General features: G+C 59.9%; 24 protein-coding genes, 1 other RNA gene and 1 riboswitch. Of the genes, 12 read left to right on the plus strand and 13 right to left on the minus strand.

Features of this window, described 5'->3' with window-relative positions; translation table 11 throughout:
- Positions 1-34 precede the first annotated feature (34 nt).
- A complete protein-coding gene (gene hemN, locus INS80_RS04015) occupies positions 35-1,342 on the plus strand; it encodes an oxygen-independent coproporphyrinogen III oxidase (protein WP_369411364.1) in 1,308 nt (435 codons plus the stop codon).
- A gap of 119 nt (positions 1,343-1,461) precedes the next feature.
- On the opposite strand, the gene INS80_RS04020 is transcribed toward hemN, so the two are convergent.
- The 5 genes from INS80_RS04020 to INS80_RS04040 all read right to left on the minus strand — a co-directional run bounded on the left by INS80_RS04020 (position 1,462) and on the right by INS80_RS04040 (position 7,908).
- On the minus strand, positions 1,462-3,042 hold the full coding sequence (locus INS80_RS04020) for an ABC transporter ATP-binding protein (RefSeq protein ID WP_192964391.1): 1,581 nt from the start codon (positions 3,040-3,042) through the stop codon (positions 1,462-1,464).
- Positions 3,039-4,145, minus strand: coding sequence for an ABC transporter permease (locus INS80_RS04025; RefSeq protein ID WP_192964392.1), 1,107 nt, complete (start codon positions 4,143-4,145; stop codon positions 3,039-3,041). Before INS80_RS04025 ends, INS80_RS04020 begins: the two co-directional genes overlap by 4 nt.
- A gap of 3 nt (positions 4,146-4,148) precedes the next feature.
- Positions 4,149-5,237 (minus strand): microcin C ABC transporter permease YejB, encoded by a 1,089-nt coding sequence (locus tag INS80_RS04030; protein ID WP_192964393.1) that lies wholly within the window; start codon positions 5,235-5,237, stop codon positions 4,149-4,151.
- Positions 5,238-5,246: 9 nt separating this feature from the next.
- A complete protein-coding gene (locus INS80_RS04035; RefSeq protein WP_226892701.1) occupies positions 5,247-7,106 on the minus strand; it encodes an extracellular solute-binding protein in 1,860 nt (619 codons plus the stop codon).
- 295 nt (positions 7,107-7,401) lie between these two features.
- Positions 7,402-7,908, minus strand: coding sequence for a c-type cytochrome (locus tag INS80_RS04040; RefSeq protein ID WP_192964395.1), 507 nt, complete (start codon positions 7,906-7,908; stop codon positions 7,402-7,404).
- Positions 7,909-8,027: 119 nt separating this feature from the next.
- Here INS80_RS04040 and INS80_RS04045 point away from each other — a divergent pair, with 119 nt between their 5' ends.
- Positions 8,028-8,861 (plus strand): prephenate dehydratase, encoded by an 834-nt coding sequence (locus INS80_RS04045; RefSeq protein ID WP_192964396.1) that lies wholly within the window; start codon positions 8,028-8,030, stop codon positions 8,859-8,861.
- A 75-nt stretch (positions 8,862-8,936) separates the two neighbouring features.
- Here the strand turns inward: INS80_RS04045 and ffs are convergent.
- Positions 8,937-9,035: signal recognition particle sRNA small type (gene ffs / locus INS80_RS04050), an RNA gene on the minus strand.
- Between the two features lie 121 nt (positions 9,036-9,156).
- On the minus strand, positions 9,157-11,013 hold the full coding sequence (locus INS80_RS04055) for a 5'-nucleotidase C-terminal domain-containing protein (protein WP_192964397.1): 1,857 nt from the start codon (positions 11,011-11,013) through the stop codon (positions 9,157-9,159).
- Between the two features lie 338 nt (positions 11,014-11,351).
- Here INS80_RS04055 and nudC point away from each other — a divergent pair, with 338 nt between their 5' ends.
- Both nudC and INS80_RS04065 read left to right on the plus strand, forming a co-directional pair.
- Positions 11,352-12,335, plus strand: coding sequence for an NAD(+) diphosphatase (gene nudC, locus INS80_RS04060; protein WP_192964398.1), 984 nt, complete (start codon positions 11,352-11,354; stop codon positions 12,333-12,335).
- A gap of 74 nt (positions 12,336-12,409) precedes the next feature.
- On the plus strand, positions 12,410-12,877 hold the full coding sequence (locus INS80_RS04065; RefSeq protein ID WP_192964399.1) for an SRPBCC family protein: 468 nt from the start codon (positions 12,410-12,412) through the stop codon (positions 12,875-12,877).
- A 169-nt stretch (positions 12,878-13,046) separates the two neighbouring features.
- Positions 13,047-13,258: riboswitch (cobalamin riboswitch) on the plus strand.
- Between the two features lie 676 nt (positions 13,259-13,934).
- On the opposite strand, the gene INS80_RS04070 is transcribed toward INS80_RS04065, so the two are convergent.
- Entirely contained in the window at positions 13,935-14,489 is a 555-nt protein-coding gene (locus INS80_RS04070; protein ID WP_192964400.1) for a protein-tyrosine phosphatase family protein, read from the minus strand.
- Between the two features lie 133 nt (positions 14,490-14,622).
- On the opposite strand from INS80_RS04070, the gene INS80_RS04075 reads away from it, so the two are divergent.
- The 5 genes from INS80_RS04075 (at position 14,623) to INS80_RS04095 (ending at position 18,419) form a co-directional block, all read left to right on the plus strand.
- Positions 14,623-16,470, plus strand: a complete 1,848-nt coding sequence (locus INS80_RS04075) for a DNA polymerase III subunit gamma/tau (protein WP_192964401.1) — start codon at positions 14,623-14,625, stop codon at positions 16,468-16,470.
- A gap of 206 nt (positions 16,471-16,676) precedes the next feature.
- Positions 16,677-16,862, plus strand: coding sequence for a hypothetical protein (locus INS80_RS19265; protein ID WP_226892552.1), 186 nt, complete (start codon positions 16,677-16,679; stop codon positions 16,860-16,862).
- Positions 16,863-16,872: 10 nt separating this feature from the next.
- Positions 16,873-17,217, plus strand: a complete 345-nt coding sequence (locus INS80_RS04085; RefSeq protein WP_192964403.1) for a YbaB/EbfC family nucleoid-associated protein — start codon at positions 16,873-16,875, stop codon at positions 17,215-17,217.
- Between the two features lie 156 nt (positions 17,218-17,373).
- Positions 17,374-17,976: a recombination mediator RecR gene (recR, locus tag INS80_RS04090; RefSeq protein WP_192964404.1), complete on the plus strand. Its 603-nt coding sequence runs from the start codon at positions 17,374-17,376 to the stop codon at positions 17,974-17,976.
- 11 nt (positions 17,977-17,987) lie between these two features.
- On the plus strand, positions 17,988-18,419 hold the full coding sequence (locus INS80_RS04095; RefSeq protein WP_192964405.1) for a hypothetical protein: 432 nt from the start codon (positions 17,988-17,990) through the stop codon (positions 18,417-18,419).
- On the opposite strand, the gene ltaE is transcribed toward INS80_RS04095, so the two are convergent.
- A complete protein-coding gene (gene ltaE / locus INS80_RS04100; RefSeq protein WP_192964406.1) occupies positions 18,410-19,462 on the minus strand; it encodes a low-specificity L-threonine aldolase in 1,053 nt (350 codons plus the stop codon). The two genes, INS80_RS04095 and ltaE, sit on opposite strands and share 10 nt — an antisense overlap.
- A gap of 184 nt (positions 19,463-19,646) precedes the next feature.
- On the opposite strand from ltaE, the gene INS80_RS04105 reads away from it, so the two are divergent.
- Positions 19,647-21,419 carry a carboxyl transferase domain-containing protein gene (locus tag INS80_RS04105; protein ID WP_192964407.1) on the plus strand — a complete coding sequence of 591 codons (1,773 nt, stop codon included), beginning with the start codon at positions 19,647-19,649 and terminating at the stop codon, positions 21,417-21,419.
- Between the two features lie 67 nt (positions 21,420-21,486).
- On the opposite strand, the gene INS80_RS04110 is transcribed toward INS80_RS04105, so the two are convergent.
- On the minus strand, positions 21,487-22,260 hold the full coding sequence (locus INS80_RS04110; RefSeq protein ID WP_192964408.1) for a DUF1013 domain-containing protein: 774 nt from the start codon (positions 22,258-22,260) through the stop codon (positions 21,487-21,489).
- Positions 22,261-22,413: 153 nt separating this feature from the next.
- On the opposite strand from INS80_RS04110, the gene INS80_RS04115 reads away from it, so the two are divergent.
- Positions 22,414-23,073 (plus strand): ribonuclease T2 family protein, encoded by a 660-nt coding sequence (locus INS80_RS04115; RefSeq protein ID WP_192964409.1) that lies wholly within the window; start codon positions 22,414-22,416, stop codon positions 23,071-23,073.
- A gap of 62 nt (positions 23,074-23,135) precedes the next feature.
- Here the strand turns inward: INS80_RS04115 and INS80_RS04120 are convergent, their stop codons facing one another.
- Both INS80_RS04120 and INS80_RS04125 read right to left on the minus strand, forming a co-directional pair.
- Positions 23,136-24,125, minus strand: a complete 990-nt coding sequence (locus INS80_RS04120) for an NAD(P)H-quinone oxidoreductase (protein ID WP_192967179.1) — start codon at positions 24,123-24,125, stop codon at positions 23,136-23,138.
- 132 nt (positions 24,126-24,257) lie between these two features.
- Entirely contained in the window at positions 24,258-24,968 is a 711-nt protein-coding gene (locus tag INS80_RS04125) for a COQ9 family protein (RefSeq protein WP_192964410.1), read from the minus strand.
- A 155-nt stretch (positions 24,969-25,123) separates the two neighbouring features.
- Between INS80_RS04125 and rpsU the strand changes: the two genes are divergently transcribed.
- Positions 25,124-25,330 carry a 30S ribosomal protein S21 gene (rpsU, locus tag INS80_RS04130; protein WP_005614280.1) on the plus strand — a complete coding sequence of 69 codons (207 nt, stop codon included), beginning with the start codon at positions 25,124-25,126 and terminating at the stop codon, positions 25,328-25,330.
- Between the two features lie 418 nt (positions 25,331-25,748).
- Here rpsU and INS80_RS04135 read toward each other — a convergent pair whose 3' ends face one another.
- Positions 25,749-26,918: a cytochrome P450 gene (locus INS80_RS04135; RefSeq protein ID WP_192964411.1), complete on the minus strand. Its 1,170-nt coding sequence runs from the start codon at positions 26,916-26,918 to the stop codon at positions 25,749-25,751.
- Between the last annotated feature and the right edge of the window lie 14 nt (positions 26,919-26,932).

Raw genomic sequence — 26,932 nt, forward strand, 5'->3', positions numbered from 1 at the left:
ACAATTGGCAAGCTACGGTTTGTTCGACGCCAAAGTGCCGCGGTACACCAGTTACCCGACGGTGCAGGATTTTTGCGCAGATGTGGATGCAACTGTCTTTGCTGATTGGCTCATGCGTATTCCCCCCGGCAGTCAGGTTTCCCTCTACGTTCATATCCCATTCTGCCGCAAACTGTGCTGGTTCTGCGCCTGCCGAACTCAAAGCGCGCAATCAGACGAACAGGTGCGTCACTACGTTGAGGCGCTCAAGGCGGAGATGGCGCTCATCAAATCCCGGCTTCCCGAGGGCGTGACACTGTCCCACGTGCACTGGGGCGGCGGCACACCCAACCTTTTGGCCGGGGATATGATTCGCACGCTGGCAAAAGCACAATATGACCTGGCACCACTTGTTCCCGACGGAGATTTCTCCGTTGAGATTGACCCGAACGAATGCAGCGCTGAAAGACTGGATGCGTTGTGCGAAGCCGGGATGACACGTGCCTCCATCGGGGTGCAAGACTTTGATATCGAGATCCAGCAGGCCATAGGTCGTTTTCAAAGCTACGAGGCCACTCACTGCCTGATTGAAATGCTGCGCGGCCGCGGAGTGGACGACATAAGCGCCGATCTTCTTCTTGGCTTGCCGCACCAGACTCCGGAACAATTGACCGAAACGGTACAAAAGCTCCTGTCGTTCTCGCCGAACAGGATCGCCGCATATTTGTATGCTCATATGCCTTCGGTCGCGCGGCGCCAGGCGATGATACCGTCTGAAACCCTCCCTACCCCAGAAGCCCGTCTCGAACTGTTTGAAACCGCAAAACGGCTGTTCCTGTGGGATGGCTACCGCGAGGTTGGCATCGATCACTTTGCCCGCGGCGAAGACAACCTTGTCAGGGCTCAGAGTGAGGGGCGCCTGCGCCGCAGCTTCCAAGGTTACACTGACGACACCAATGATGTGCTGATTGGCATAGGGGCATCGGCCATTTCGCGCTTCCCTCAGGGGTACATTCAGAACGCAACCGGCACCACCGCCCACGCTGAAGCAATTGCCGGGGGCACGTTTTCTTCCTGCCGAGGGCACATCTTTGCAGGAGAGGACCAAGTCCGTGGCCGCCTGATCGAAGCCCTTCTGTGCGATTTTCGAATTCAGCGCGACGACATCCTCGCGCGCTTTGCAGTGTCTGCCAAATGGCTCGAAATGATTTTGGAGAAAACGGCTAGCGCCTTTCCCGGCATGATCGAAGTGACGCAGGACGGGCTGTTCCTTCGGGAGCATGCACGGCCTCTGACACGTGTGATTGCGCGCTCTCTCGATGCTCACGCCTTTGGCACCGCAGGTCAGCCTTCAACCACCTGATTGCCTTTGCTGCGCAGCACGACGGTGCCTCCCACCCTTCGCAGGTGCCTGATATAAAATGCTTCCGTTAGGCTAGAGCACCTGCAGGCCCAAAGCACCTTGCCTTCAGGAACCCGTTTTCAGCGTGTCGCAGCGAGAAGCTGACGGGTGTAGTCTTCGCGCGGAGCTTCGAACAGAGTTCTGGCCTCTCCGGCCTCTACAACGTCACCCTGTTTCATTACGATCATCTTGTGCGACATGGCCCTTACAACGTGCAAATCGTGGGAAATGAACAGATAGGCCAGCCCATAGCGTGCCTGCAGATCCCTGAGCAGATCGACAATCTGAACCTGAACAGTCATATCGAGCGCCGAGGTCGGCTCATCCAGCACCACAAGGCGCGGGCGCAGGACCATGGCGCGGGCAATAGCGATGCGCTGGCGCTGACCGCCTGAAAACTCATGCGGGTAACGGTCCATGGCAGCGGGATCGAGGCCCACCTCTTCCATCACCTCGGCCACCAGATCGCGGGTATCGCGGTGCTGGTCCACCTTGTGGATCGCCAAACCTTCAGAGATGATCTGCGCGCAGGTCATGCGCGGGCTGAGCGAGCCGAAAGGATCCTGAAACACGATCTGCATATCCTTGCGCAGGCGCCGCAGATCACGCGTAGACCATTGCCGCAGATCCTCACCGCGAAACCGCACCTCCCCTTCGGAGGCAATCAGCCGCATGATCGCAAGCGCCAGCGTGGTCTTGCCAGACCCGCTTTCGCCGACAATGCCCAGGGTCTCTCCAGCACGGACCGACAGTGACGTCGGATTGACCGCCTTCACATGGCCCACGGTCCGCTTCAGCAGCCCCTTCTGAATCGGGAACCAGACCTTGAGATTGGATGTGCGGATCAGCTCTTCGGCGCCTTCGGGCACCGGCGCAGGTTGGCCAGAGGGTTCAGCAGCCAGCAGTTTCTGGGTGTAGGGGTGCTGCGGGTTGGCAAAGATTTCCTCTGCCGGGCCGCTCTCGACAATCTCGCCGCCCTTCATCACACAGACCCGGTCGGCAATGCGGCGCACGATGGCAAGATCGTGGGTGATGAACAAAAGGCCCATGCCTTCGCTCTGTTTCAGCTCTGCCAGCAGATCGAGAATCTGCGCCTGAATGGTGACATCCAGCGCCGTTGTCGGCTCGTCCGCGATGAGGATCTCGGGCTTGTTGGCCAGTGCCATGGCAATCATGACCCGCTGGCGCTGTCCGCCAGAAAGCTCATGCGGATATGCGCTGAGCCGCGTTTCCGCATCGCGGATCCCGACCTTAACGAGCAGCTCGAGAATCCGGTCCCGCGCCGCCTGCCCCACCAAGCCCTGATGCAGAGCCAGCGATTCCGACAGCTGCTTTTCGATCGTATGCAGCGGGTTGAGAGAGGTCATCGGCTCTTGGAAAATGAAGCTGATGTCATTGCCCCGCAGGCGCATCAGGTGCTTTTCATCTGCGCCGACCATTTCTTCGCCCTTGTAAAGGACCGAGCCGCTGACAGTGGCGCTATCTCCCAGCAAAGACACGGTGGACAGGGCCGAAACAGACTTCCCCGACCCGGATTCCCCCACCAGCGCCACCGTTTCACCGCGATCCACGGCAAAGGAGACGCCTTTCACGGCCTCTGTCGTCTTGCCGTCCTGTCGGAAGGAGACGCGCAGGCCTTTGACCTCCAGTATCGCAGTCATGAGAAGGTCTTCCTTGGGTCGAAGGCATCGCGGATGCCTTCAAAGATGAAGACCAGAAGCGACAGCATGATGGCAAAGGTAAAAAAGGCGGTGAAAGCAAGCCAGGGCGCCTCAAGGTTCTGTTTTGCCTGCAGCGTCAACTCCCCGAGCGAGGGCGCGGAAGACGGCAGACCAAAGCCAAGAAAGTCGAGCGAAGCCAGCCCGCCGATGGTGCCGGTCACGATAAAGGGCAGCATGGTCAGCGTTGCCACCATCGCGTTGGGGAGCATGTGGCGGAACATGATGGTCATATTGCCCACGCCCAAAGCCTTGGCCGCGCGCACGTATTCCAGGTTGCGCGCCCGCAAAAATTCGGCCCTGACGACACCCACAAGGGCCGTCCAACCAAAGAGGATCATCAGGAACACAAGCAGCCAGAAACTGCGCCCCAGTATCGCGAACATGATGATGATGACGTAAAGCGTCGGCGTCGATGACCAGATCTCGATGAATCGCTGGAACAGAAGGTCGAGCCAACCACCAAAGTAGCCCTGTATCGCACCTGCCGCAATCCCGACGACCGTGGCCGCGCCGGTCACGATCAGGGTAAAGACGATGGACAAACGGAAGCCATGAATGACCCGCGCCAGAACATCGCGTTTGGTGTCGTCGGTGCCAAGAAGGTTCTGCCCGTTGGGTGGCAGGGGCGCTGCGCCGGGCCGGTCCACGGTGGTGTTGTAGGAATAGGGAATGGGGGGCCAGATGGTCCAGCCTTTGTAGAAATCCTCGCCCGCATAAGTACCTGCGTCGATGTCCTCAAGGATGCCTTCGGGATCGTCGAAACAGTCCAGATTGCCGCCAGACTGGATCAGGCATTCCACTTCAGGGTCCCTGTAGACGGCCTCGGTCCTGAAATCACCGCCAAAGGCCGTTTCGGGGTAGAACTTGAAGATCGGCATGAACAACTCGCCGCGATAGCTGACGAGGATCGGCTTGTCGTTGGCGATGAACTCGGCAAAGAGCGACAGCACGAACAGGACAGAGAAGATCCAGAACGACCAATAAGCGCGCGTGTTGCGGCGAAAGTTGTTCCAGCGGCGCTGGTTGAGCGGGGACAATGCCATGGCTCAGCCCTCCCTCTTGTCGAAATCAATGCGCGGATCGACAAGCACGTACATGATGTCGGAAATGATGCCGACGACGAGGCTCATCAGACCAAAGATAAAGAGTGTGCCAAAGATCACCGGGTAATCACGCGCCACTGCCGCCTCGAACCCAAGACGCCCAAGTCCGTCGAGCGAAAAAATCGTCTCGATAATGAGGCTGCCGGAGAAAAACACGCCGATAAAGACCGCCGGAAAGCCCGCGATCACGATCAGCATCGCGTTGCGAAACACGTGACCATAAAGAACGCGGCTTTCGCTCAGCCCCTTGGCGCGGGCGGTCATGACATACTGTTTCTTGATCTCGTCCAGGAAGGAGTTCTTGGTCAGCAATGTCAGCGTCGCGAAGGAGGCGATGGTCGAGGCCACAACCGGCAGGGTGATGTGCCAGAAATAATCGCCGATTTTGCCCAGAAGGCTCAGCTCGTCCCAGTTGTCCGATGTGAGGCCCCGCAGTGGGAAGATCTGCCAGTATGAGCCACCTGCAAAGAGAACCAGCAGCATAATGGCGAACAGAAAGCCCGGAATGGCATAGGCTGCGATGATGACGCCGCTGGTCCAGGTGTCAAAGCGCGAGCCATCGTTCAGCGCCTTGCGGATCCCCAGCGGGATTGAGATGAGATAGGCAATGAGCGTCGACCACAGACCGAGGGAAATCGACACTGGCATCTTTTCAAGCACCAGATCGGTCACCTCAATCTTGCGGAAATAGCTCTCTCCGAAATCGAACCGCAGGTAGTTGCCGATCATCTGGATGAAGCGCTCCAAAGGCGGCTTATCAAGGCCGAATTGAGCGGTGAGTTCTTCTATCAGCTCGGGCGGCAGGCCCTGACGGCCTGCATAGCTGTCGTTGGCACCCAGGGTTTCGGTGGCGCCAGTGTCACCGCCGCCACCGGCAAAGCCTTCAAAGACGTCGCCGCTGCCCTGCATCTGGGCGATGATCTGCTCCACCGGGCCTCCGGGGACGAACTGCACAAGGGCAAAGTTGATCACCATGATCCCGAAAAGGGTCGGGATGATCAGCAGAAACCGCCTGAGGATATAGGCTGCCATGGCCCGCGCCTATCGCAGGGCGCCAGAGGCCTTGAGGTCGGCCTCCTTGTCGCCGTTGACCCACCAGATGTCCAGCCAGCCAGAGGAGAAAGGCGGCAGATTCTCGGGGTATTCATACATCCGCCAATAGGCGAGCCAGCTTACGTCCAGATACCACGTCGGCACCATGAAACGCTTGGCCCGCAGCACACGATCAAGGGCGCGGGTATTGGCGTATAAGTCTTCCTGCGTGGTGGCCTTCACGATATTGCCGATCAGCGCGTCCACTGCGGGGTCCGCAAGGCCCGCCGGGTTGAAGACGGAATATTGATGCGCCTCGGATCCGAACTGCTGATAAAGACCAGTCGAAGGCTCCAGAGATTTCGGATAGGCGAAAGAGACCATATCAAAGTCTTTTTCGCGGCGGCGGCTGGTGTACTGGGCAAAATCCACACGGTTCAAAACCGCCTCGATTCCCATGGTCTGCAGATTGGTGATAAAGGGCTGAACGATCCGCTCCAGCACCGGGCTGTCGAGCAGGAATTCGATCTTGAGCACCTCGCCTGCGGCATTGCGGCGGATACCGTCATTGCCGACGATCCATCCGGCCTCATCCAGCAGCTTCATGGCGCGGCGCAGGTTGCGCCGGTCCGAGGGGCGTTCGGGCTTGGAGCTATGTGCCATCACCGCTGGTTCGGTCAGAATCGACGGATCAATCTGATCGCCAAGCGCTTCGAGAACTTCTTTTTCCAGGCCTGTTGGCAGATCCTTGGCTTCCAGCGCGGTATCCTGCCAGAAAGAAGAGCGATGCCGGAACAGCCCGTATTGCAGGCTCTCGTTGGTCCATTCGAAATTATAGGCCAGTTGCACCGCCTCGCGCACCCGAATGTCCTGAAACACCGGGCGCAAAAGGTTCATCACGAAGCCGTTGGCGGCGGGCACATTCCCATCTGGGATCTCGTCCTTGATCACGTCGCCGCGCGAAACCGCATCGAATTCATAAGCCGTCGCCCAGTTCTTGGAGTTATTCTCGGTCCGCAGGGTGTAGACACCAGCCTTGAACCCTTCCATCGCCGCAATCGCATCGCCGAAATATTCGATACGCAGGCGATCATAATTGTGACGACCCTTGTTCACATTCAGATGCCAGCCCCAATAGTCTGGATTACGCTGGTACACGATCCGCTGATTCACATTGAAGCTATCCAGAACGTAGGGGCCCGAGCCGATGCCGGGATCAAGACGCGGCTCATCCAGACGGCGGTTTTCAGGATCGGCGTCGAACCAGGCTTTTGAGAAAACCGGCGTACCACCAACCTGAGTGATCATAGCGCGACGAGGAAAATCCGGGGAGAAATAGAACTTCACCCGATGCGAATCGAGCGCTTCTGCCTTGGGGATACGTTTACGCACCGCCTCGGCATAGGACTGCAGGCCCTGATCCAAGAGGATGTTGTGGGAAAAGACCACATCCTCGGCCGTGACTGGCGTGCCGTCGGAAAACCGCGCCTCGGGGCGCAAATTGAAGATCACCCAGTCCTGACTCTCCGGATACTCAAGGCTTTCTGCGATCAACCCGTAATAGGAGCCCGGCTCATCGTAGGATTCGACCAGCAGGCTTTCCAGATGATAGGAGGCCAGCGCCCCGGCCCGTCCTTTGCGCGTAAATGGGTTCATGCTGTCAAAGGTGCCAACGGCTGAAATCGACATCTCGCCGCCCTTGGGGGCATCGGGGTTGACGTAGTCGAAATGCTCAAAGCCCTCGGGGTACTTCAACTCGCCGAACTCGGCAAAGCCGTGGCTCTTGATGATTACCTCGTCTGCGCGAGCCTGAATGCTGAACCCGAGGAGCAGCAGAATCACACTCAGGAAAAATGCGCCATGCAGCATCCATGCTTTGCTTTGCTGGCCGACCGTGAAGACTTTTGCTTCCGTTTTGACCGCGATCTGGCGTGATCTCATCTGCCTTAACCTCCGCTGTCCGGTGTTCAAGCGTTCCGGATTTTTCCCATATTTCAAGCTAATGGCAGGCGGGCGCAACATTCAAGTTGTGATGCGGTCACAGTCGTTTGAGATTGGAGCGATTTCACGCCGGTTTAGCCATACTGGCCGCTACCGTCACCGTAAAAAGAAAAGGCCGCTGAGGATCAGCGGCCTTTGAATAGCGTTCCTGAGAAACCTCAGATCAATCGTCCAGGCTATCCAGATAAGCGATGAGATTTACGCGGTCTTCGATCTTTCTCAGGCCCGAGAAAGACATTGTGGTGCCGGGCACATAGGCCGAGGGGCGCTCAAGGAAGGCGTCCAGGTTTTCTGGGGTCCAGTCGCCCGACATGGCCGCAAGAGCACCAGAGTAACCGAAGCCATCAGCGGCGGCCTTGGGCCGACCAACAACGCCATAAAGGTACGGGCCAGTTGCATTTTCACCGGCTTCAAGTTTATGGCACGCGGCGCATTTCTTGTAGACTCTGGCACCTTTGCCAACGTCTGCGGAGGCCATCAGCTCATCGAAGCTGACTTCTTCCATCTCTTCTGCCGCGCCACCTGCCTCTTCCACTTCAATCACATAGGAGGCCTGGCCGTGGCTCTCCACGTGGTACAGTTCCTCTGCGGCCCATTTGCCCAGAAGGAACACGAGGAACGCGCCGCAAAACCCTGCGGTCGCTTTGGTAAGGGTCATCGTGTCAAACATGATCGCGAGTCCATTTCAGCTGTCTGGAGGCGTGTCTAAGGCTTCCCCTCTCAAGTAGCAAGGTGTAGACAGCGCGACGAAACGCCCGAGTATCCAAGATTTGCAGGAAAGTCGCACTTATGTCCGGAAAAATTGCCATTCAGGGGGAACTGGGCTCTTACAGCCACGAGGCCTGCCGCAACGCGCGACACAGTATGGAAGTGCTGCCCTGCCGCAACTTTGAGGATGCGATTGAAGCCGTAAGAAGCGGCGAGGCCGACGAGGCTATGCTGCCCGTGGAAAACTCGACCTATGGCCGTGTGGCCGACATTCACCGCCTTTTGCCGCACAGCGGCCTGCATATTGTCGAAGAGGCCTTCGTGCGGGTGCACATCAATCTTCTAGGCGTGCCCGGCGCCCGGCTGGAGGATATCCGCGAGGCTAAATCGCATCTGGTGCTTCTACCGCAATGCGGAGAATTCCTGCGCAAACATGACATTCTTGGGCGCGTCAGCCCAGACAATGCCCGCGCCGCCCGTGATGTCGCCGAGGCCGGAGACAAACACGTGGCCGCACTGGCAAGTGAGCTGGCAGGGGAGATTTACGGTCTCGATGTGATCGCCCGTCATATCGAAGACAACGGAGACAATACGACCCGCTTCCTGATCATGTCGCGCGAACCGGACTATAGCCGCCGCGGGGCACATGGGATGATCACCAGTTTCGTCTTTCAGGTGCGCAACATTCCGGCCGCGCTTTACAAGGCGATGGGCGGTTTTGCGACCAATGGCATCAACATGACAAAACTGGAAAGCTACATGGTGGACGGCTCCTTCACCGCAACCCAATTCTATGCCGATATCGAAGGCCATCCCGAGGATCCAAACGTAAAATTGGCCATGGACGAGCTGGCCTATTTCACGACAAACATTGAAATCCTGGGTGTCTACCCGGCAGACAATGGCCGGTATTGAACCGAGACGTCATACGCCTGGAGGTGCGGCCTGTCAGTCGCGTAAGCATAATAAATTGCAGGGGATTGGGGGATACGGTGAGAGGTTGGACATCGACCCAAGCGGGGCTCGTTGTGGCTGCTTCCTTCCGGACCTGACCAGGTTGGCGAGGCGCTTGCCCGCGCCAACCTCTCGAATCCCGATATAGGCGGCTGTCGCGGCAATGACAAGGGCAGTGCGCTCCTGTGAATCGCACGATGAGCCCCTGCGGACCGCAGAGCACCTGCAGCCGAACGCGCCTGCAGCGGCGTTCCTGCTACAGGGACAAGACCAGCTTCAAAAAACCCGTGGAGGTGATCCCGTCACGGCGGGCGCACCCATCTGGAAGCTCATCAAGGTAATCGACCGCATCGGGGCTGGTATAGGTCGCCACCTTGGCGCCCTGAAGGCCAGAAAACCGCCATGGATAATCCAGCTCCATCAACGGATCCTCGGGAAGGCGTCCGGCAACATAATCCCGTATCACGTCACGTATGCGGATTGTCGGCAACGGAACGCTCGCCGCTTCCTTGACCATCTGGAAGTTGCCTCCGCCACTCACACGGTAGCTGTTGGCCACCACCGCGAATTGCTGCGTGGGTGATATAGGGCGCCCACCGACCGTAACGTTGCGAATGCGACTTGCGGACGGCATGACCCTTTGGCCCGAAATTGAAAACCTCGGGGGCTGCGACAGGTCGATTTCATAATTCAACCCGAACAGGACGTCGAAATTGTGTCCGGCTCTTTCCGGATCAACCAGATCGCATTCCGTAGAATTGGAGGCAATTTGGTTAAAAACGCCCGCCGACATTTCAAGCCAATCCAGAACCTGTGCACCAGTGGCAACCACCAGCCGCAACTCATTCGGGAAGATATGCAAATCTGCCACATTGCGCATGCAAAGCGGCCCGCTCTGGATGTCGGTATAGTGGCTCGGCCCGGATCGCCCACCGAATTTCCCCGGCGCGGCGGCTGACAACAAGGGCAACGCCCCGGCGGCAGTTTCATGCAACAGCGGCCTCACAGCGGCGGCCTGTGCCGCAGCCGCGAGCTTGAGACCAAGATCCTGACTGAACAAAGTGAAGAAGGAATGCAAAGGGACTTCGCTGTGGCCCACGGGCTGACGCATTCGCGCGCGCGTTGCTTCGTGCGCGGTTTCCAGAATCCCGACCAGTTCAGGGGCTTCCTCGACAAGCGAGACGAGTGTTCCGTCCTGCCGCCGCTCACAGATCGGATGCAGACGCGCGACGCCGTCCGTTACCTGCCAGCCCTTTGCCCCAAAAACCACGTTCAGATCGATCTCACCCAGATGTGAGCCGTGTGCACCCGCCATCACAACCGGCTTGTCGAATGGATGTTCGCCATGTGGCAAAGTCTTGTGGGTATGCCCCCCGATCACCGCGTCGATCTCATCGATCTCAACAATCGGCACCAAAGCGTTTTCCATGCCCGGAACAGTGTCGCGTGCACCGACACCCGTATGAGCCAGCGCAACGACAATATCGCAGCCACCCGCACGCAACTCCAAAGCCTTGTCCCGCGCGGTCTGAACCATGTCGGCCACGGTCACCTGCCCTTTGAGGAGATGTGCGTCCCAAGTGACAGTCTGCGGAGGCAGCACAGACAAAACACCCACCCGCAAAGGCGGAACACCCTCACAGGCCTTCATGTCGCGTTCCAGAATTACACTACTGACAAAAGGCAGCTTGCGCCCCGGCTCGACCGACAACATGTTCGAGCACACAACTGGACAAGGGGCCTGCTCAAGGACCGTCTCCAGCGTTTCAAGACCAAAGTTGAAGTCGTGATTGCCAAGGCCGATTGCATCATATCCCAGCGCTTCGAAGGCCTGCATGACAGGGTGCGGCACCCTCGGCGTGTCAAACGATGTCTCGCCGATCGGTGCGCCCTGAAATGAATCCCCGTTGTCCAGTAACAGTGTAACCCCGCCGACCTCTGCCACTTGCGCCCGGGCTTCGGCAATCAGGGATGCAGTGCGACACAGCCCGACGCTGGGGTCCGAACGGTCCGCGTAGTAGTCATGGCTTCGCAGGTTGCTGTGAAGATCGGTCGTCGCCAGCAGGCGCAGCACCCCATTTCGCTGCGCCGGGAGTCGTTCCGTTTCAGTCATATGTCTTCACCTGCAACTTGCACGGCCTGCTCCGTTCATCCCCTGGTCGTGCCCCGAGCCGGTCACGTTTACCCTGTTGAATCAGCCTTTCACCGATTTGCAAAGTCACCATTTATGAGGATGTTAACGATTGTGGCGCAGATGACGAAAATTAGGCCGGTATTCCGCCAGTTTCCAGCGTCTAACCGGTCAGCTACCGACAAATCTCCGTCTATTACCGCAAAACTATCGGGACGCACCCGCCCTGACAGTCTGGTCATTGCCCGCGTTTACAGCCATCAATGGCCGCAGCGGGGCCAAGTGGCGGCTTTGGAGACGGGCAGAATAAGGAAACTGACATGAAACGCGCCGAAGAGGTTACCTTTGGGGGTGGAGGCCTGGACCGTTGCGCACATCTGCGATCGGATGTTGCAGCAATGGAAGCCGCCTGGAGTGCCAAGGAGACAAAGGTTCTTTTGGTGTGGCGCGGCAAGCCCCTGTGTCAGCGTGATGGCGAGACGAAAGCGGCCTCAAGCCTCGCCTGGACCTCATCCCACCATCCGGTCCTGGCAGGCTATGCAGGAACCCGGCTATTTCTCGGGCAAATGCACGATGAGGCCGCCGTTTTCGCCTGTGACATCAGCAGTTGGCAACCCGACGCCCTTGATGAGATGGCGCTGGCCAGTTTTGCGGACATCAGCGAACAACAGCACCCCGACCTGCCTGATGGCCAGGTTTTCGCCGAGTTGCGACGGGTGATGACGCGCCTTGCCCCGAAAGAGGCGGAAATGGCAGCAACGTCCAGGGCGCTGTTGTCATGGCATGACTCCCATCAATTCTGCGCCCGTTGCGGACACCCCAGCGACATCACCCAAGGTGGCTGGCAACGCACCTGCCCGAAATGCAAGGCCGGGCACTTTCCACGCACTGATCCTGTCGTGATCATGCTCATAACCCAAGGAGATGCGGTGTTGATGGGCCGCTCGCCGGGGTGGCCTGAAGGGATGTACTCCCTGCTCGCCGGCTTCGTCGAACCTGGCGAAACGCTGGAGGCCGCGGTTCGGCGGGAGGTTTTTGAGGAGGTCGGGATCAAAGTCGGTGACGTATCGTATCTGTCCAGCCAACCTTGGCCATTCCCCATGTCCTTGATGTTTGGCTGCAAAGGCACTGCGCTGACGCGCGATATCAAGGTTGATCCGGTCGAAATCGAAGATGCCATGTGGGTCAGTCGTCAAGAGATGATGACGGCCTTCGCCGGAGACCATCCCGTATTGAAGCCGGCTCGAAAAGGCGCAATTGCACATTTTCTTTTGCAGAACTGGCTCGCAGACACTCTAGACTAACGGGGCTTTCCAAAGCATTCTCGAACCTAACGGACAACGGGACCAACAGACCCCCGGCAAAAGGCAGCAAAGCTATGGACTTCAACAGCAAACACGACATTGAGGCTCCGATCGCGGAGGTGTTCGAAGCTCTTTGCGACTTTGAAAGCTTTGAAAGATCAGCCTTTCGTCGCGGCGTAGAAGTGCAGCGCCTGGGGGATATCGACGCGCCCGGGAAAGGGTTGGCCTGGGACGCCAAGTTCACTTTCAGAGGCAAAGCTCGGGAACTTCGCATTACGCTCTCCTCATACGAACCCGTCACGCGTCTTGTCTTGAACGGGGAAAGCAACGCCTTGAAGGGTCAAACCGAGATCGACCTGGTGGCACTGTCTCCCAACCGCACCCGGCTGAGCGTCGCTCTCAGCGTTTCAGCCAAGACCCTTTCCGGCAGGCTGTTGATGCAATCCTTCAAACTTGCCCGCGGCAGCATGGAACGAAAGTTCAACGCCCGCATCGCTGACTTTGCCAGCATGACCGAAGAAAAGCTCACCCGACAGGTGTGATGGTTCCGCCGTGGTCCCGTCGGCTTGTTGGTCTGTGACCCCGTAAAGCAAGCATAGCCGACGCAAGGTCCTCGACGTTGTGCGCCTTTTCATCCGGCGGACAGTCGCGAGTACTCAAATATCTGAATTAACGAGCCGGCAGAACGGCAGATACCAACAAAGCCGATGTTTACCCGCGCCTCAAAAGGGTCTCGAAATAAAAAGGGAACGTGGTGTGGTCGGGGCGCGTCGGCGGCCTGATCAATTCCACGACTGCCCCCGCAACTGTAGGTGGAGAGCGACTTCGGACGATTCACTGGTCAAAGCACATGCCGTGACCGGGAAGGACCGATAAAACGACAACCCTCGTGTCAAGAGACCTACCATCAAAGAACTCGAAACCGAGCTGGACGTCCGCAGCGGGTGAGAGGACAGGCCCAAGGCCGCGTCGATCCGGCGCAGACTGCCCGCCATGCCCTCTCCCGGTCAACCGTCCTGCCGCAAGGGCGGAGGGTGCAATGATCTGGACAGCACATCCACACGAGCTTGCCTCTACCATACGCCAGCACAGCGGCGAGGCCTGCCCCGCACCAAGGCGGATGCTGAATTGCCTGTCCCAAGCAGTGCACTCTGCCGGTGCGGCATCCCAAAAAAATTTCGAAGTGGCCGACGATAGCATCCTCGATGGATGATATCTTCAGTGCCCTGCCCGCTTATTCGCACCTCACGACCAGATCCGCTTGTTTTGCGATGTCCGGCCGGGGACAGATCGCATGGACCTCAATCGCGTTGCCGATGCCATTCTGGGCCCGTCGGAACATGCCAACCTGTGGCAGCTTCCCAGCCACTTGCCTTGCGCGATCAGACAAGCCCTTCCGCTGAACGCCCCCAAATCCACAGAAACATGATCGTCGGCCCTACAGCGTTCGGGGTTTAGGGCACAACAACGATGTCGGCGCTTCAGCAGGCCCAGCCATCAGCAAATCCTGGCGCCCGCAGCGCGCCTTGGGCGCTGCCCGGCCGAGCGCAAGGCCGCCCCGTTTTCGGGGCAAGGACGGGCAGACCGCTGCCTTTCAAGTCATCGTTTTGCTCGCGGACCCAGATCTGTGGGCTGCCCTGCGCGCGCCCAGGCGAGCTGCTCTTCGGTCTCGACCGCGCAGGGCCGTGCCATACGCAATCTGCTCAAAGCCCCTTCTGCTGTCTCGCCGCATTCGATCATAAGACGCAGCGCGGCCATTCCCGAGCGCCCACACCCCCCGCGGCAATGAAACAAGACGCGTCCGCCCCCCTCCAAAGCATGCCGTGCCACAGCACTGACATCGGGCCATTCGGCGTTCACCTCGGCCTTCGGCACTGCAAAGTCCTCAACCGGCAAATGCGCCCAGCGGCTCCCGATGCTTTGAAAATCAACGCCAATCGAGGCCGCCCCGATGGCCACATGCTCGGCCTCGGTCGTCATTGATATCACAAGCCCCGGTTGCCAGTCGTGGATCAGCTCCATATCCCCCTTGTAGTCGCCGGACGCACCCGGCAAGGGGCAGATTGCCAGAATGCCGTTTGCTACCGAAACAGCAAATATCGTGAACGGCTGGTTGGCTTGATCTGTCGACGGGCTGGATTGCTGCTCCTCCATGCCACCCTCCACCATACAAAAAAACTGTGCCACCTCGCGCCGCAACGGGTCAACAGCGGTGGACGAACTCCTCTTGCTTCCCTACCCTGTAGCCTGCCCCGAAACGGCCTGGCCGCAAGCAGCAAGAGACAGCATGAGCGACACTCCCACCCTCGATCCCGCAACCGGATCTGGCACGGTCCCGACTGACAGCCCAGCAGATGCCAATCAGGGGCAGTACCAAGTTCTCGCCCGAAAGTACCGCCCCGAGACCTTTGCAGATCTCGTCGGTCAGGACGCCATGGTGCGCACGCTGAAGAACGCCTTTGCGGCCAATCGCATCGCACAGGCCTTTATCATGACGGGGATCCGGGGCACCGGGAAAACCACGACGGCACGGATCATCGCCAAGGGCATGAACTGCATCGGAGCCGACGGCACTGGAGGCCCCACAACCGAGCCCTGCGGTGTTTGCGAACACTGCAAGGCGATCATGGAGGGGCGCCATGTGGACGTGATGGAGATGGACGCCGCCAGCCGCACCGGCGTCGGTGACATCCGCGAGATCATCGATTCGGTCCAGTACCGCGCCGCCTCGGCTCGCTACAAGATCTACATCATCGACGAAGTTCACATGCTGTCGACCAGCGCTTTCAACGCGCTTCTGAAAACACTTGAGGAACCCCCGGCGCATGTGAAGTTCATCTTCGCCACCACCGAGATCCGCAAGGTGCCGGTAACGGTGCTGTCGCGCTGCCAGCGCTTTGATCTGCGCCGCATTGAGCCTGAGGTGATGATCGCGCTCCTGCGCAAGATCGCCACCTCCGAAGGCGCCGAAATTGCCGAGGACGCGCTGGCGCTGATCACCCGCGCCGCCGAAGGCTCGGCCCGCGATGCGACCTCGCTGCTGGATCAGGCAATCTCCCATGGCGCGGGAGAGACCACCGCCGATCAGGTCCGCGCCATGCTGGGTCTTGCCGACCGGGGGCGGGTCTTGGACCTGATGGACATGATCCTGCGCGGCGATGCGGCTGCGGCACTCACCGAACTCAGCGGGCAATATGCTGAAGGCGCAGATCCCCTCGCCGTGCTGCGCGATCTGGCAGAGATCACCCATTGGGTCTCGGTCGTGAAAATCACGCCCGATGCCGCGGAAGATCCGACCATCAGCCCCGATGAGCGCGCCCGTGGGCAGCAGATGGCCGAGGCCCTGCCGATGCGCGTTCTGACCCGCATGTGGCAGATGCTATTGAAAGCGCTCGAAGAGGTCGCCGCCGCACCCAATGCAATGATGGCCGCAGAAATGGCAGTCATCCGCCTCACCCATGTGGCCGACCTGCCCAGCCCCGAAGAGCTGATCCGCAAGCTGCAAGACATGCCGCCCCCGCCCCCCGGTGGAGGTGGAGGGATGCCCATGCACAGCATGGGCGCGCCTGCGGCGAGCGGGGGAGGCGGGGCCTCGGCCCCGCCGCAAGGCGCACCGTCTGGAGGCCCCTCCGGCGGCATGACCATGTCGCATGGCCAGGGGCAGGTCGCCGCGCTGGCTCCCGCCGCGCAAAGCGCCCTCACCCGCTATCCAAGCTTCGAACACGTGGTGGAACTGATCCGCACCAACCGCGACGTGAAATTGCTGGTCGAGGTGGAAACCGGCGTGCGCCTGGTCTCCTACCAGCCGGGCCGGATCGAGTTCACACCACACGCCAATGCCCCTCATGATCTCGCGGCCCGCCTCGGCACCGCCCTGCAGAACTGGACCGGCAACCGCTGGGTCGTGACCATCGCCCCCGATGGCGAAGCCCCGACCATTGCCGAGGTGCGCGATGCCGCCGAAAACGCCCTGCGCGAAAAGGCCTCAGAACACCCGATGGTGCAGGCGGTATTGGACAGCTTCCCCAAGGCCAAGATCACCCGCATCCGCACTGCCGAGGAACTGGCTGCCGAGGTGCAGGCGGAGGCCCTGCCCGAGGTGGAGGACGAATGGGATCCGTTCGAAGAAGAATAGGATCCGTTCTCATCGGCGTTTCTGCATTTTGCCCGGCGAGTGCTTGGGCAGAGGTTTGCGACAAAGAACGTCCCTCCTGGGATCCCGCATCTGGGCCTGCCACGGCTCTGGACGAGTTGATAGGTCTGTCCACACTACCGATCACCATCGCCCTCTTCGCTCTGGCGATTTTTGCCCTGATATCGCGATCGCGCTTCCTGAAGGCCTTGAGCGGATTTTTGTGGGGCGGCCTGGCGTTGATCGTTTCGTTGGACGCCTATGGCCCCATTGTTGACGATGTGCGGTATTACGCCATCAAAGAAGGCTGCATCGGCCCGCCGCACTTGTTCATTGCGCTCGCAATTGCGATATGTGCCGTGATGACTTACGGCGCGCTGCGCCCCCGCACTTAGGAGAACACAGATGCTCAAAGGCCTCGGCGGTCTTGGCGATATGGCCAAGATGATGAAATCGGCTCAGGAACTGCAAACCAAAATGGCGCAGATGCAGGAAGACCTGCACAATGTCATGGTCACCGGCGAAGCGGGCGCGGGCCTCGTGAAAGCCACCGCCTCGGCCAAGGGTGACCTCAAGGCGCTGGATATCGACCCGTCGATCTTCAATGGCGATGACAAGGAAATGGTCGAAGATCTGATCCTCGCTGCCATCAAGGACGCCCAGTCCAAGGCGGCTGAAAAGGCGCAGGAAGAGATGACCAAGCTGACCGAAAGCATGGGCCTGCCCAAGGACATCAAGCTGCCGTTCTGAGGGTCGCTTCCTGGGACAAAGGCAAGGCGGCTTCGGCCGCCTTTTCCATGCCTGCCTTCCACCAGCAGACAAAAGCCGAACATCCACCGCCCCTCCCCTTGCCTTTTCCCCGCGCGATGCGCCTATATGGGCTGAAACCGCGAAGGCCGCACCCGAATGCAAGACCGCTCCACCAGCGATATCGAAAACCTGATCGACCTGATGGCGAAACTGCCCGGCATGGGGCCACGCTCGGCCCGCCGCGCGGTGCTGCATCTGGTGCGCAAGCGGGGCCTCTTGCTGACGCCCCTGTCGGACGCGATGAGCCGCGTTGCCACCACCGCCCGCGAATGCCTGAACTGCGGCAATGTCGGCACCAAGGACATCTGCGACATCTGCGAGGATGAGACCCGCGCCAACGGAGAGCTCTGCGTCGTCGAAAGCGTCTCTGACCTTTGGGCGATGGAGCGAGCGGGCGTCTTCAAGGGCCGTTACCACGTCCTTGGCGGCACGCTTTCAGCGCTAGACGCCATAGGCCCCGAGGACCTGCGCATTCCGCGCCTTGTGGATCGTGTCGGCAGCGAGTCCGTCAGCGAGGTGATCCTAGCCCTGAACGCCACCATCGACGGGCAGACCACCGCCCATTACATCGCCGATCAGCTGAATGGCCAGGTCAGGCTCACATCGCTGGCGCAGGGCGTGCCCATTGGCGGAGAGCTGGATTACCTTGACGATGGCACCATCAGCGCCGCCCTGAAGGCCCGCAAGGAGCTATCGTAAAGGCAAACCCCATGCCCAAGGCCCTGACACGCCCTGTCCTGATTGCCGCGACCCTCTATTTCGCAGGCGTCTTCGCCTGTGGCTTTGTCCTTGGCACCATCCGGATCCTTATCCTGCTACCGCGCATGGAAGAGATCTGGGCGCTGCTGCTGGAACTGCCAGTGATCCTGACGCTCAGCTGGCTGATCGCAGGGCGGATCACCAAGGCACGCCCCAGCCTTGCCACGCTGTACGCGCGCCTTGGAACGGGGGGCTGGGCCTTTCTGCTGCTGATGCTGGTCGAATACCTGCTGGCCACTACGGCCATGGGCCTATCTGGCGCCGAGTTCTTTGCCCGCTGGACAACCCTTGAAGGTGCCTTGGGACTTGCAGGGCAGATCCTTTTTGCCCTGCTCCCGGCACTCCGCCTGCTGACCGAGCCGCGACACTCAGGTCAGCTATAGTAGCTTTCGAAGGCTTTGATAGCGGCTGAAAGACCCTCATCTCTGACATCCTTGTGCAGGACCAGCCGGATCGGCCCGTTTTCCCCTGCCCCGATGACAACCCCCGCCTTGGCCAGATGCGCTTGCAGGGCCGCATTGCCGCCCTCGGTCGGAGTGAAGAACACCATATTGGTGGACTGGACGACCTCTCCGGCGCCAAGGGCGCGCAGGGCCTTGGCAAGGACTTCGGCGCGGGCGTGATCTTCTGTAAGGCGGTCCACGTTGTGTTCCAGCGCCCAAAGTCCGGCCGCGGCGAGCACACCCGACTGCCGCATGCCCCCGCCCAGCATCTTGCGCCAGCGCCGAGCACGCGCGATGAGGTCAGAAGGGCCAACCAGAACCGAGCCGACCGGGGCACCAAGCCCTTTGGACAGGCAGATCGACAGCGTATCGAACATCACCGCAAGATGCGGCCCAGAGCATCCCAGCGCCCCGACGGCATTGAAGAACCGTGCCCCGTCCAGATGTAGCGACAGACCTGCCGCCCGCCCGGCGTCGGTCATCGCGCGCACATCGGCCAATGGAATGGCCTGCCCGTTGTGAGTGTTCTCCAGAGACAGAAGGCGGCTCACTGGCATGTGGGAGTCGTCGGGTTTCACGGCAGATGTGATGGCATCCGGGCTCAGCGTCCCGCCGGGCTGCACCGGCAGCGGGTCCAGCGCAATGCCGCCAAGGACAGACGCGCCCGCTGCCTCATATTTGAACACATGATAGTCGCGTCCGGTGATGATCTCCTCGCCGCGTCCACAATGGGCCAAAAGCGCCGCGAGGTTGCTTTGGGTGCCGGTCGGAAGGAACAACCCTGCCTCTTTGCCAAGGCGCTCGGCCAGGGTGGCCTCAAGCCGGTTGACCTGCGGGTCTTCGCCATAGACGTCATCGCCCACTTCGGCCGAGGCCATCGCCTGGCGCATGGCTTCATCCGGTCTGGTCACGGTATCACTGCGCAAATCGCAGATCACACCGACATCGGCACGGTCTTGGCTCATCCCTGCATATTGGTTCATTGCATTTGCTCCCTCGGGGTTTGCGGCCACGCTAGCGACAAGAGGCATGGTAGAAAACCCCGAAGTCCATCGGCGGCCGGTCCTGTCATGAAAGGCCGCTTTCGCAAGTGACCCAACGGCCGAATTGACAGCATCCCTGCACCGGCGATTGACTGATCACCGGGGAGCAAAGGGAGGACGGCTGGTGACAGTCATCAAGGCAGAAAGCGCCGCAATCGTGGCAGAAGTGCATGTCGAAACCGGACAAAAGGTGCCCGAGGGCGCGGTTCTTCTGGCTACCGAATTGATGAAGATGCGGCACGAAATCCGCGCACCGCACCCGGGTATCATCAGCGCGGTGCACGTCAAACCGGGCGATGAGTTGCAGGGCGGCGTCCCCTTGATCACCCTTGAGCCTGCCGAAGTTGCGGTTGAAACGGCGGCCTGCGAAGAGGCTGATCGACCGGATATGGCGGAATATGCTGCACGGATGGCCCTGCTCGACGATGCGGCGCGCGCAGAGGCCGTCGCCAAGAGGCACGCTCAGGGCTATCGCACGGCGCGCGAGAATATCGAGGATCTGTTCGATCAGGGCAGTTTTACCGAATACGGCGCACTGGCCATCGCAGCCCAGCGCGGCAGGCGCGACCTTGATGACCTGCAGGCCCGCACCCAGGGCGACGGTATCATCTGCGGCATCGGCACGGTGGCCGGGCGCAGGGTGGCGGCCATGGCAGTTGACTATATGGTGCTGGCGGGCACCCAAGGCTTCAACCACCATCGCAAGATGGACCGGTTGATCGAGGTCGCGGGCCGCGACCAACTGCCCATCGTCCTCTTTGCCGAAGGCGGCGGAGGTCGGCCCAACGACAGCGATGCGGCGCTGATCATGGCGGGCTGGCTCAATGTCACCTCCTTTCGCCATTTTGCGGCCTACAAGGGACCGAAGATCGGAATCGTTGCGGGCTATTGCTTTGCCGGGAACGCGGCCCTCTTTGGCGTTTGCGATCTGCGCATTGCGACCAAGAACAGCTGGATCGGCATGGGTGGCCCCGCGATGATCGAAGGCGGAGGCCTTGGAACTGTTGCACCAAAGGACATCGGTCCGAGCGATATCCAGGTTGAAACCGGGCTGATCGATTTCCTGACAGGGGATGAGGCAGAGGCGGTCGCAGCCGCAAAGCAGCTGTTGACCCTTTCAAAAGATGCACCTCCCCCCGAAAACGCAATACGCCCGGAGCTCCGCAGCATGGTGCCTGTGAACAGAACCCGCGCCTATGACATGCGGCATGCGATCGATGGCATCGTTGACGCGGGCAGTTTCCAGGAGCTGCGCCGTGGCTTTGGCGTCGGCATGATCACCGGCTTTGCCCGCCTGCACGGGCGCGCCATAGGCATCGCGGCCAACAATCCGCTGCATCTTGGCGGTGCAATCGATGCCAGTGCCGGGGACAAGGGCGCGCGGTTCCTGCAGCTTTGCGATGCCTGGGGCCTGCCGGTGGTGACCTTGTGTGGCACGCCCGGTTTCATGGTTGGCCCCGAGGTCGAGAAGACCGGTCAGGTCGCGCATGTCTCGCGGCTGTTCCTGGCTGGAGCACATTTCAGCCAGCCGCTGGTGACGCTGATCCTGCGCAAGGCCTATGGGCTGGGCGCCATGGCCATGGCCGGTGGTGGCCTAGACCGTCCGCATTTCTGCTGTGCCTGGCCCACCGGAGAGATCGGTGCCATGGGTTTGGAAGGCGCGGTCAAGCTGGGCCATCGGGACCATCTTGCCGCGATCAGCGATCCGCAGAAACGGGAGGCGGAGTATCAACGGCTGGTCGATGAGCTCTATGAGCGCGGCAAAGCCCTGAATGCAGCCAGCCTTCTGGAGTTCGACGCGGTTATCGATCCTGCAAAAACACGGGACGTTCTGCATCGGGCTCTGGCCAGCGCCGGGCCTGCATCACCCGGCCCCCGCTATGCAGACGCTTGGTGAACGCAGAAAAAGAAAAGAGCCATGCCCAACGGACATGGCTCAATAATTTCGAACCGACGCCGCGAGTTCAGAAGCGGGGATCAATCCCGTCCTCGTCTTCTTCATCGTCATCGTTGCCTGCAGGCAGGTTGAAGAAACTGTCCGCATCGCGCACAGGTTCTTCGGCATCACTGCTCTCGTCGGAGCCACCACCCAGGGTAAAGGTTTCCAGACCTTCGATCGCGCTCGGGATCTTGGGCTCTGTATCCATTTCCAGAGATTGCTCGGTAGAGACAAGTTTACGGCGCTCATCATCGCTCATCACGCCGCCCTCGGCAGCGCGTTTGGCGGCGGCCTTCTGCACAGCGGCGTCCAATTCGGACTGCTTGCACAGCCCAAGGGCAACAGGGTCAATCGGCTGCATGTTGGCGATGTTCCAGTGTGTCCGCTCGCGGATCGACTGAATCGTTGGCTTGGTGGTGCCCACCAGCTTTGCGATCTGACCATCGGACAGCTCCGGGTGGAATTTCACCAACCACAGAATCGAGTTCGGACGATCCTGACGCTTGGACAGCGGAGTGTAGCGCGGGCCGCGGCGCTTTTCCTCGCCTGCGGCTGCCGGGTTGAACTTGAGCTTCAGCTTGTGCAGCGGATTGGCTTCGGCCTTGTCGATCTCATCCTGCGTCAGCTGGTTGTTCGCGACCGGGTCGAACCCTTTCACACCCGCAGCAACATCGCCGTCTGCAATGCCCTGGATCTCCAGCTCGTGCATGCCAACGAAATCGGCGATCTGCTTGAAGCTGATCGTGGTATTGTCCACCAGCCACACGGCGGTCGCCTTGGTCATCAACGGTTTTGCCATGCGCGTATCTCCTTAAAACACGTTTTTCCCACGGGCCCACAGGTACATCTTTCCCGTCGCCTGAGATAGGCTGCCCCGAGGTCTGGGGCGGGTTTCCGTTGTCGGGGAACTTCAGTCCTGTATAGTCGCCTTGTTTTCATAAGGAAAGAGGCGATGCGCAGGTTCTTGCTGGCAATTGCAACCTTGATTTTCGGGCTGAGTTCGATCCCCGCCGTGGCGGGCAGCAACCGGGCCAGGGAGATTTCGGGCGAGTTCGACTACTATGTCCTGAGCCTCAGCTGGTCGCCGAACTGGTGCGCGATCGAAGGCGACGCCAAAGGATCAGACCAATGCGACGACCGCCATGATCACGGCTGGACGCTGCATGGGCTCTGGCCGCAATACCACCTGGGCTGGCCAGATTTCTGCCGGACGGTTGAGGCGCCCCCCACCCGGCGCCAGACCGCAGAGATGGCCGATATCATGGGCAGCCCTGGCCTTGCCTGGCACCAGTGGAAGAAACACGGTAGCTGTTCGGGCCTAAACCCAGAGCAGTATTTCGCGATCTCGCGTGAGGCTTATGACCAGGTCACACGCCCCGCGATTTTCCGCAAACTCGATAAGACCGTGAAATTGCCCGCCTCGCTGGTGGAGGAGGCCTTTCTCAAGGAAAACCCGCAACTGAGCCGCGACAGCCTGACCATCACCTGCCGCGACGGCCACATTCAGGAAGCCCGCATCTGCTTGTCGCGTAGCCTTGATCCGGTGCCCTGCGGCCGTGACGTGATCCGCGACTGCACGCTGAAGGATGCGCTCTTTGCCCCGGTTCGGTGAGATCATAATATGAAGATGCGCCGCTGCCGTTCGATGACGGCGCACCTTGTCTTTCTGCCTTTCTAGAGGTCAGCAACCTTCAGAACGATCTTGCCGATATGGCCTGAGCTTTCCATGCGGGCATGAGCCTCTGCCGCCTCCTCCAGCGGATAAACGCTGTCCATCACAGGCTTCATCCGGCTCGCCTCGACCAAAGGCCAGACAGCTTCGGCCAGATCCTGAGCGATGCGAGCCTTGGCAAGGTCGCTTTGCGGGCGCAGGGTCGATCCTGTCACCGTCAAACGGCGCGCCATGATCTGGGCAAAGTTCAGCTCGGCCTTGGGGCCGGACAGGAACGCGATATGCACCAGGCGGCCATCGTCGGCCAGCGCGCGGATATTGCGCGGGATATAATCGCCACCGACCATATCAAGGATCAGGTCGGCGCCGCCCTCGGCCCGCAGCACCTTCACGAAATCCTCGTCTCGATAGTTGATCGCGCGTTCAGCGCCAAGATCAAGACAGGCCTGACACTTCTCATCGGATCCGGCTGTGGTGAAAACCCGCGCACCCAGCGCCGAGGCCAGCTGGATCGCGGTTGTCCCGATGCCCGAAGATCCGCCATGCACGAGGAAACGCTCCCCCGCCTTAAGACCACCACGGGTGAAGACATTGGACCAGACCGTGAAGCAGGTTTCCGGCAAGCAGGCCGCACGTTTGATGGACAGGCCCTTGGGGATTGGCAGGCAATGGGCTGCCGGAGTCACCACGTATTCGGCATAGCCACCGCCGGGCAACAAACCGCAAACCTTATCGCCAACCGCGTATTCAGTGACGCCCGCGCCAATCGCGACGATCTCCCCCGACGCCTCAAGACCCGGCAGGTCACTGGCACCCGGAGGTGGATCATAGGCCCCTGCCCGTTGCAGCGCATCCGGTCGGTTCACACCTGCATAGGCCACCTTTAGGAGCAGTTGCCCATGCCCCGGAGTTGGAACCGGGCGCTGTGTGAGGGTCAGTACCTCAGGCCCTCCGGGTTGTGAAATCTCGATCGCGCGCATCGTTTCGGGCAAACCTTCCGGCATCAAATGATCCTTTCCCTGGAATGTTTCCTTTGTGCATAGCACCGGCATTGGAGCGCTCAAACCCTGCTTTCGCGCCGCACCCATATGCCTTGGGCCAAAATGCCCACAGCGCGCCTGAAATCAGTAGCTGTTGCCTCGTCCAGGCATATCTTCTGCCATCTTTGGCTTGCGGATCTGCCCTGCCAGCCATGAGGGCCCCGCAAGCAGCGGCTTCAGCAACGGATTCTTCTGCACATCGGCCTTCAGTTTTTCGAACTGCATCACGTTGTCGATGCGCCGATCCAGGAACTCCCATGTCGCGTGATGGCCGGGCGTGTCATCACCGAGCCAGTACAGAACCGTGGACGAATAAACGCCCGATAGCGTTGCGCGCTTGCTGTACCAGTTGATATCTTCCGAGGTGTCTCCCAGTGCCGTCCAGATCGCATCCACCGTGCCCCAGATCGCCTTGGCGCCGTCGGCTGCATGGGTCGGCAGCGCAAACAGCGTAACGCCCCGGCGCACCGCCTCCTTGTCTTCGACGGCCTCAAGGCGGAATCGCACGGCAGCTGCGATCTTGTCCCGGAACCTGAGGCCTGTCAGATCTTCTGTGGCCAGACGTTCCAGCATCAGTCGATCCCCCCGCCGGTGATAGGCCAGCGCCAGATCCACCGACCCGCGCGGGCTGAGTGCACGCGCAAGTACCGGATCCATGTCGCAATCCGCTACTGCCGCAGAAAAACTCGCCTCGGTCCAGCCATCAAAGGCCACATGCATCAAGGCCGCATCCAGAAGCGTCTCGATGTGCGCCGGCTCGCCACTGTTAGGGTTCTCGGTTGACTGCTCTGTCATACTGCTTCTCCGTAACGGTTGAATGCCATCGCTGCACGCCATTGCCGACCGGGATCGGTCATCCAGCACAGTACTAGACATGTTAGATCGGTTTTGCTATACGGCCACCTCCTGCAAATCCTTGCAACTCAACTTAGAAAGGTGGTGAAAACCACATGCAGGTTAGTGTTCGTGACAACAATGTCGATCAGGCGCTTCGTGCCCTGAAGAAAAAGCTGCAGCGCGAAGGTGTGTTCCGCGAGATGAAGCTCAAGCAACATTTCGAGAAGCCCTCCGAGAAGAAAGCGCGCGAGAAAGCTGAAGCGATTCGTCGTGCCCGTAAACTGGCACGTAAGAAAGCACAGCGCGAAGGTCTCCTCTAAGATCTTCCTCCGGTTTTTTCTGGATGCTTATGACGACCCCCGCGGCCCTGCCCGGGGGTTTGTCGTTTAAAACACAACATTTTTTATGCCAGTGTATTGATAGCCCCCTCAAATCACTAAACTTATACGTGTGCAAGGCAAAGCAAGCTGCTACGTTGAGGTGAGGTTTCAAAAAGCTTGTAATTTCAAGTCACAGAGCCCTCATGCCGAAGCTGGAACACTCGGCATATTCCCCGGAGGCGGCTCCGCCCTCCCCCAAACTGGCGTTGGCCTTGCTTCCTGCACCCAAGGCTTGTGGCCCTTCCGGGGTATCTCTCTCTGCGCTGCGATGTGCCGCAGATCCTTTGGCGTCCTCACCCCTCTTGATCCGGTATGAAATCCGCGCACCATATGGCCTCGTCGGCTTGCCTGCCGTGGCTCAGCGGCAGCCTTCCCAGCGCACAGGCAATGACAGCGGGCCACGAAAAGCCCACCCTCCAAAATGCGCCTCTCCATCCAAAGTCAGACCCTGCAGACGCTCAAACAGCATTGGCAGCGCCACTTCAGCAATCAATGCGCGTGAGATCCAGGCACCGGCACAAAAATGTGGACCCGCCCCAAAGGAAATCGCGGCACTGATATCCTGACGGATATCGTATGCATCCGGCCGCGCAAATTTGCTTTCATCTCGATTACCGGAACCGAACATGAAAAAGACGCGCTCTCCTGGTTCAAGATCCACATCGCGAAGGCAATAGGGACGCGCCACCCGGCGCGGTGACATCCCTATGGGAGAAATCCAGCGCGCGTATTCCTCAAAAGCCTCCATCCAAGTAGCCTCGCCAGTTCTTACACAAGCCAACTGATCAGGATATCGGAGCAAAGCCCAGACCGTCCCCGCAATCGCATCGCGCGGCTCATTCTGTCCGCCCGAGATGGCCAGTTTGATATTTGCCCTGATCTGGTCTTCGGGGAGTCTGGCCGCTTGCTGCACGCGAAGCAGGGAATATGAACCCGCCTCTGCCGTTTCCTCCCACATCTCACTGATATGCTCATCAATCAGTCGAGTGCTCTCGTGGCACCTTGCCTCAACCGCTGGATCGCCCGCATAGTTTGCGCAGCCATCGATCATACCCTGGCTCACAGCGTCCATGTCTTCGGCCCGCATCCGGGTCAGCCCGGTCACTGCCTTCAAAGCCTCGGCCGACACTGGCATGGCATAGTCCCGCACCAGATCGCAGCGCCCCTTCGGCGCCATATCCTCCAGAATCCGAAGCGTCGCTGCACGGAATTGCGACAGCCAGTGTTGCTTGACGGTCTTCGGCGATACGCTGGGAAAGATTGCTTTTCGCTCCTGCAAGTGCGCGGCACCGTCCTTGCGCATCATGTTCTGCCCCATCAGCCGGGTCATCAATCCATCGGGTTGATCCGAAGAGAACACATCGATCCGTTTCTCCTCACGGAAGATATCGTCTCGGCGTGTGATCAAGACCGCATCAAGCTGCGGCACATAGGCAACCGGGGTCTCAGCCCTCAGCCTTTTCAGATCCGGATAGGGGTCTTGCCAGAACGCCTGCGGGTCGATCTCGTATACAGGTTTGCGCGCCATCAGATGCCCTCCCG

The sequence above is a fragment of the Phycobacter azelaicus genome, from assembly GCF_014884385.1.
In the GTDB taxonomy this organism is placed as follows: Bacteria; Pseudomonadota; Alphaproteobacteria; order Rhodobacterales; family Rhodobacteraceae; genus Phycobacter; species Phycobacter azelaicus.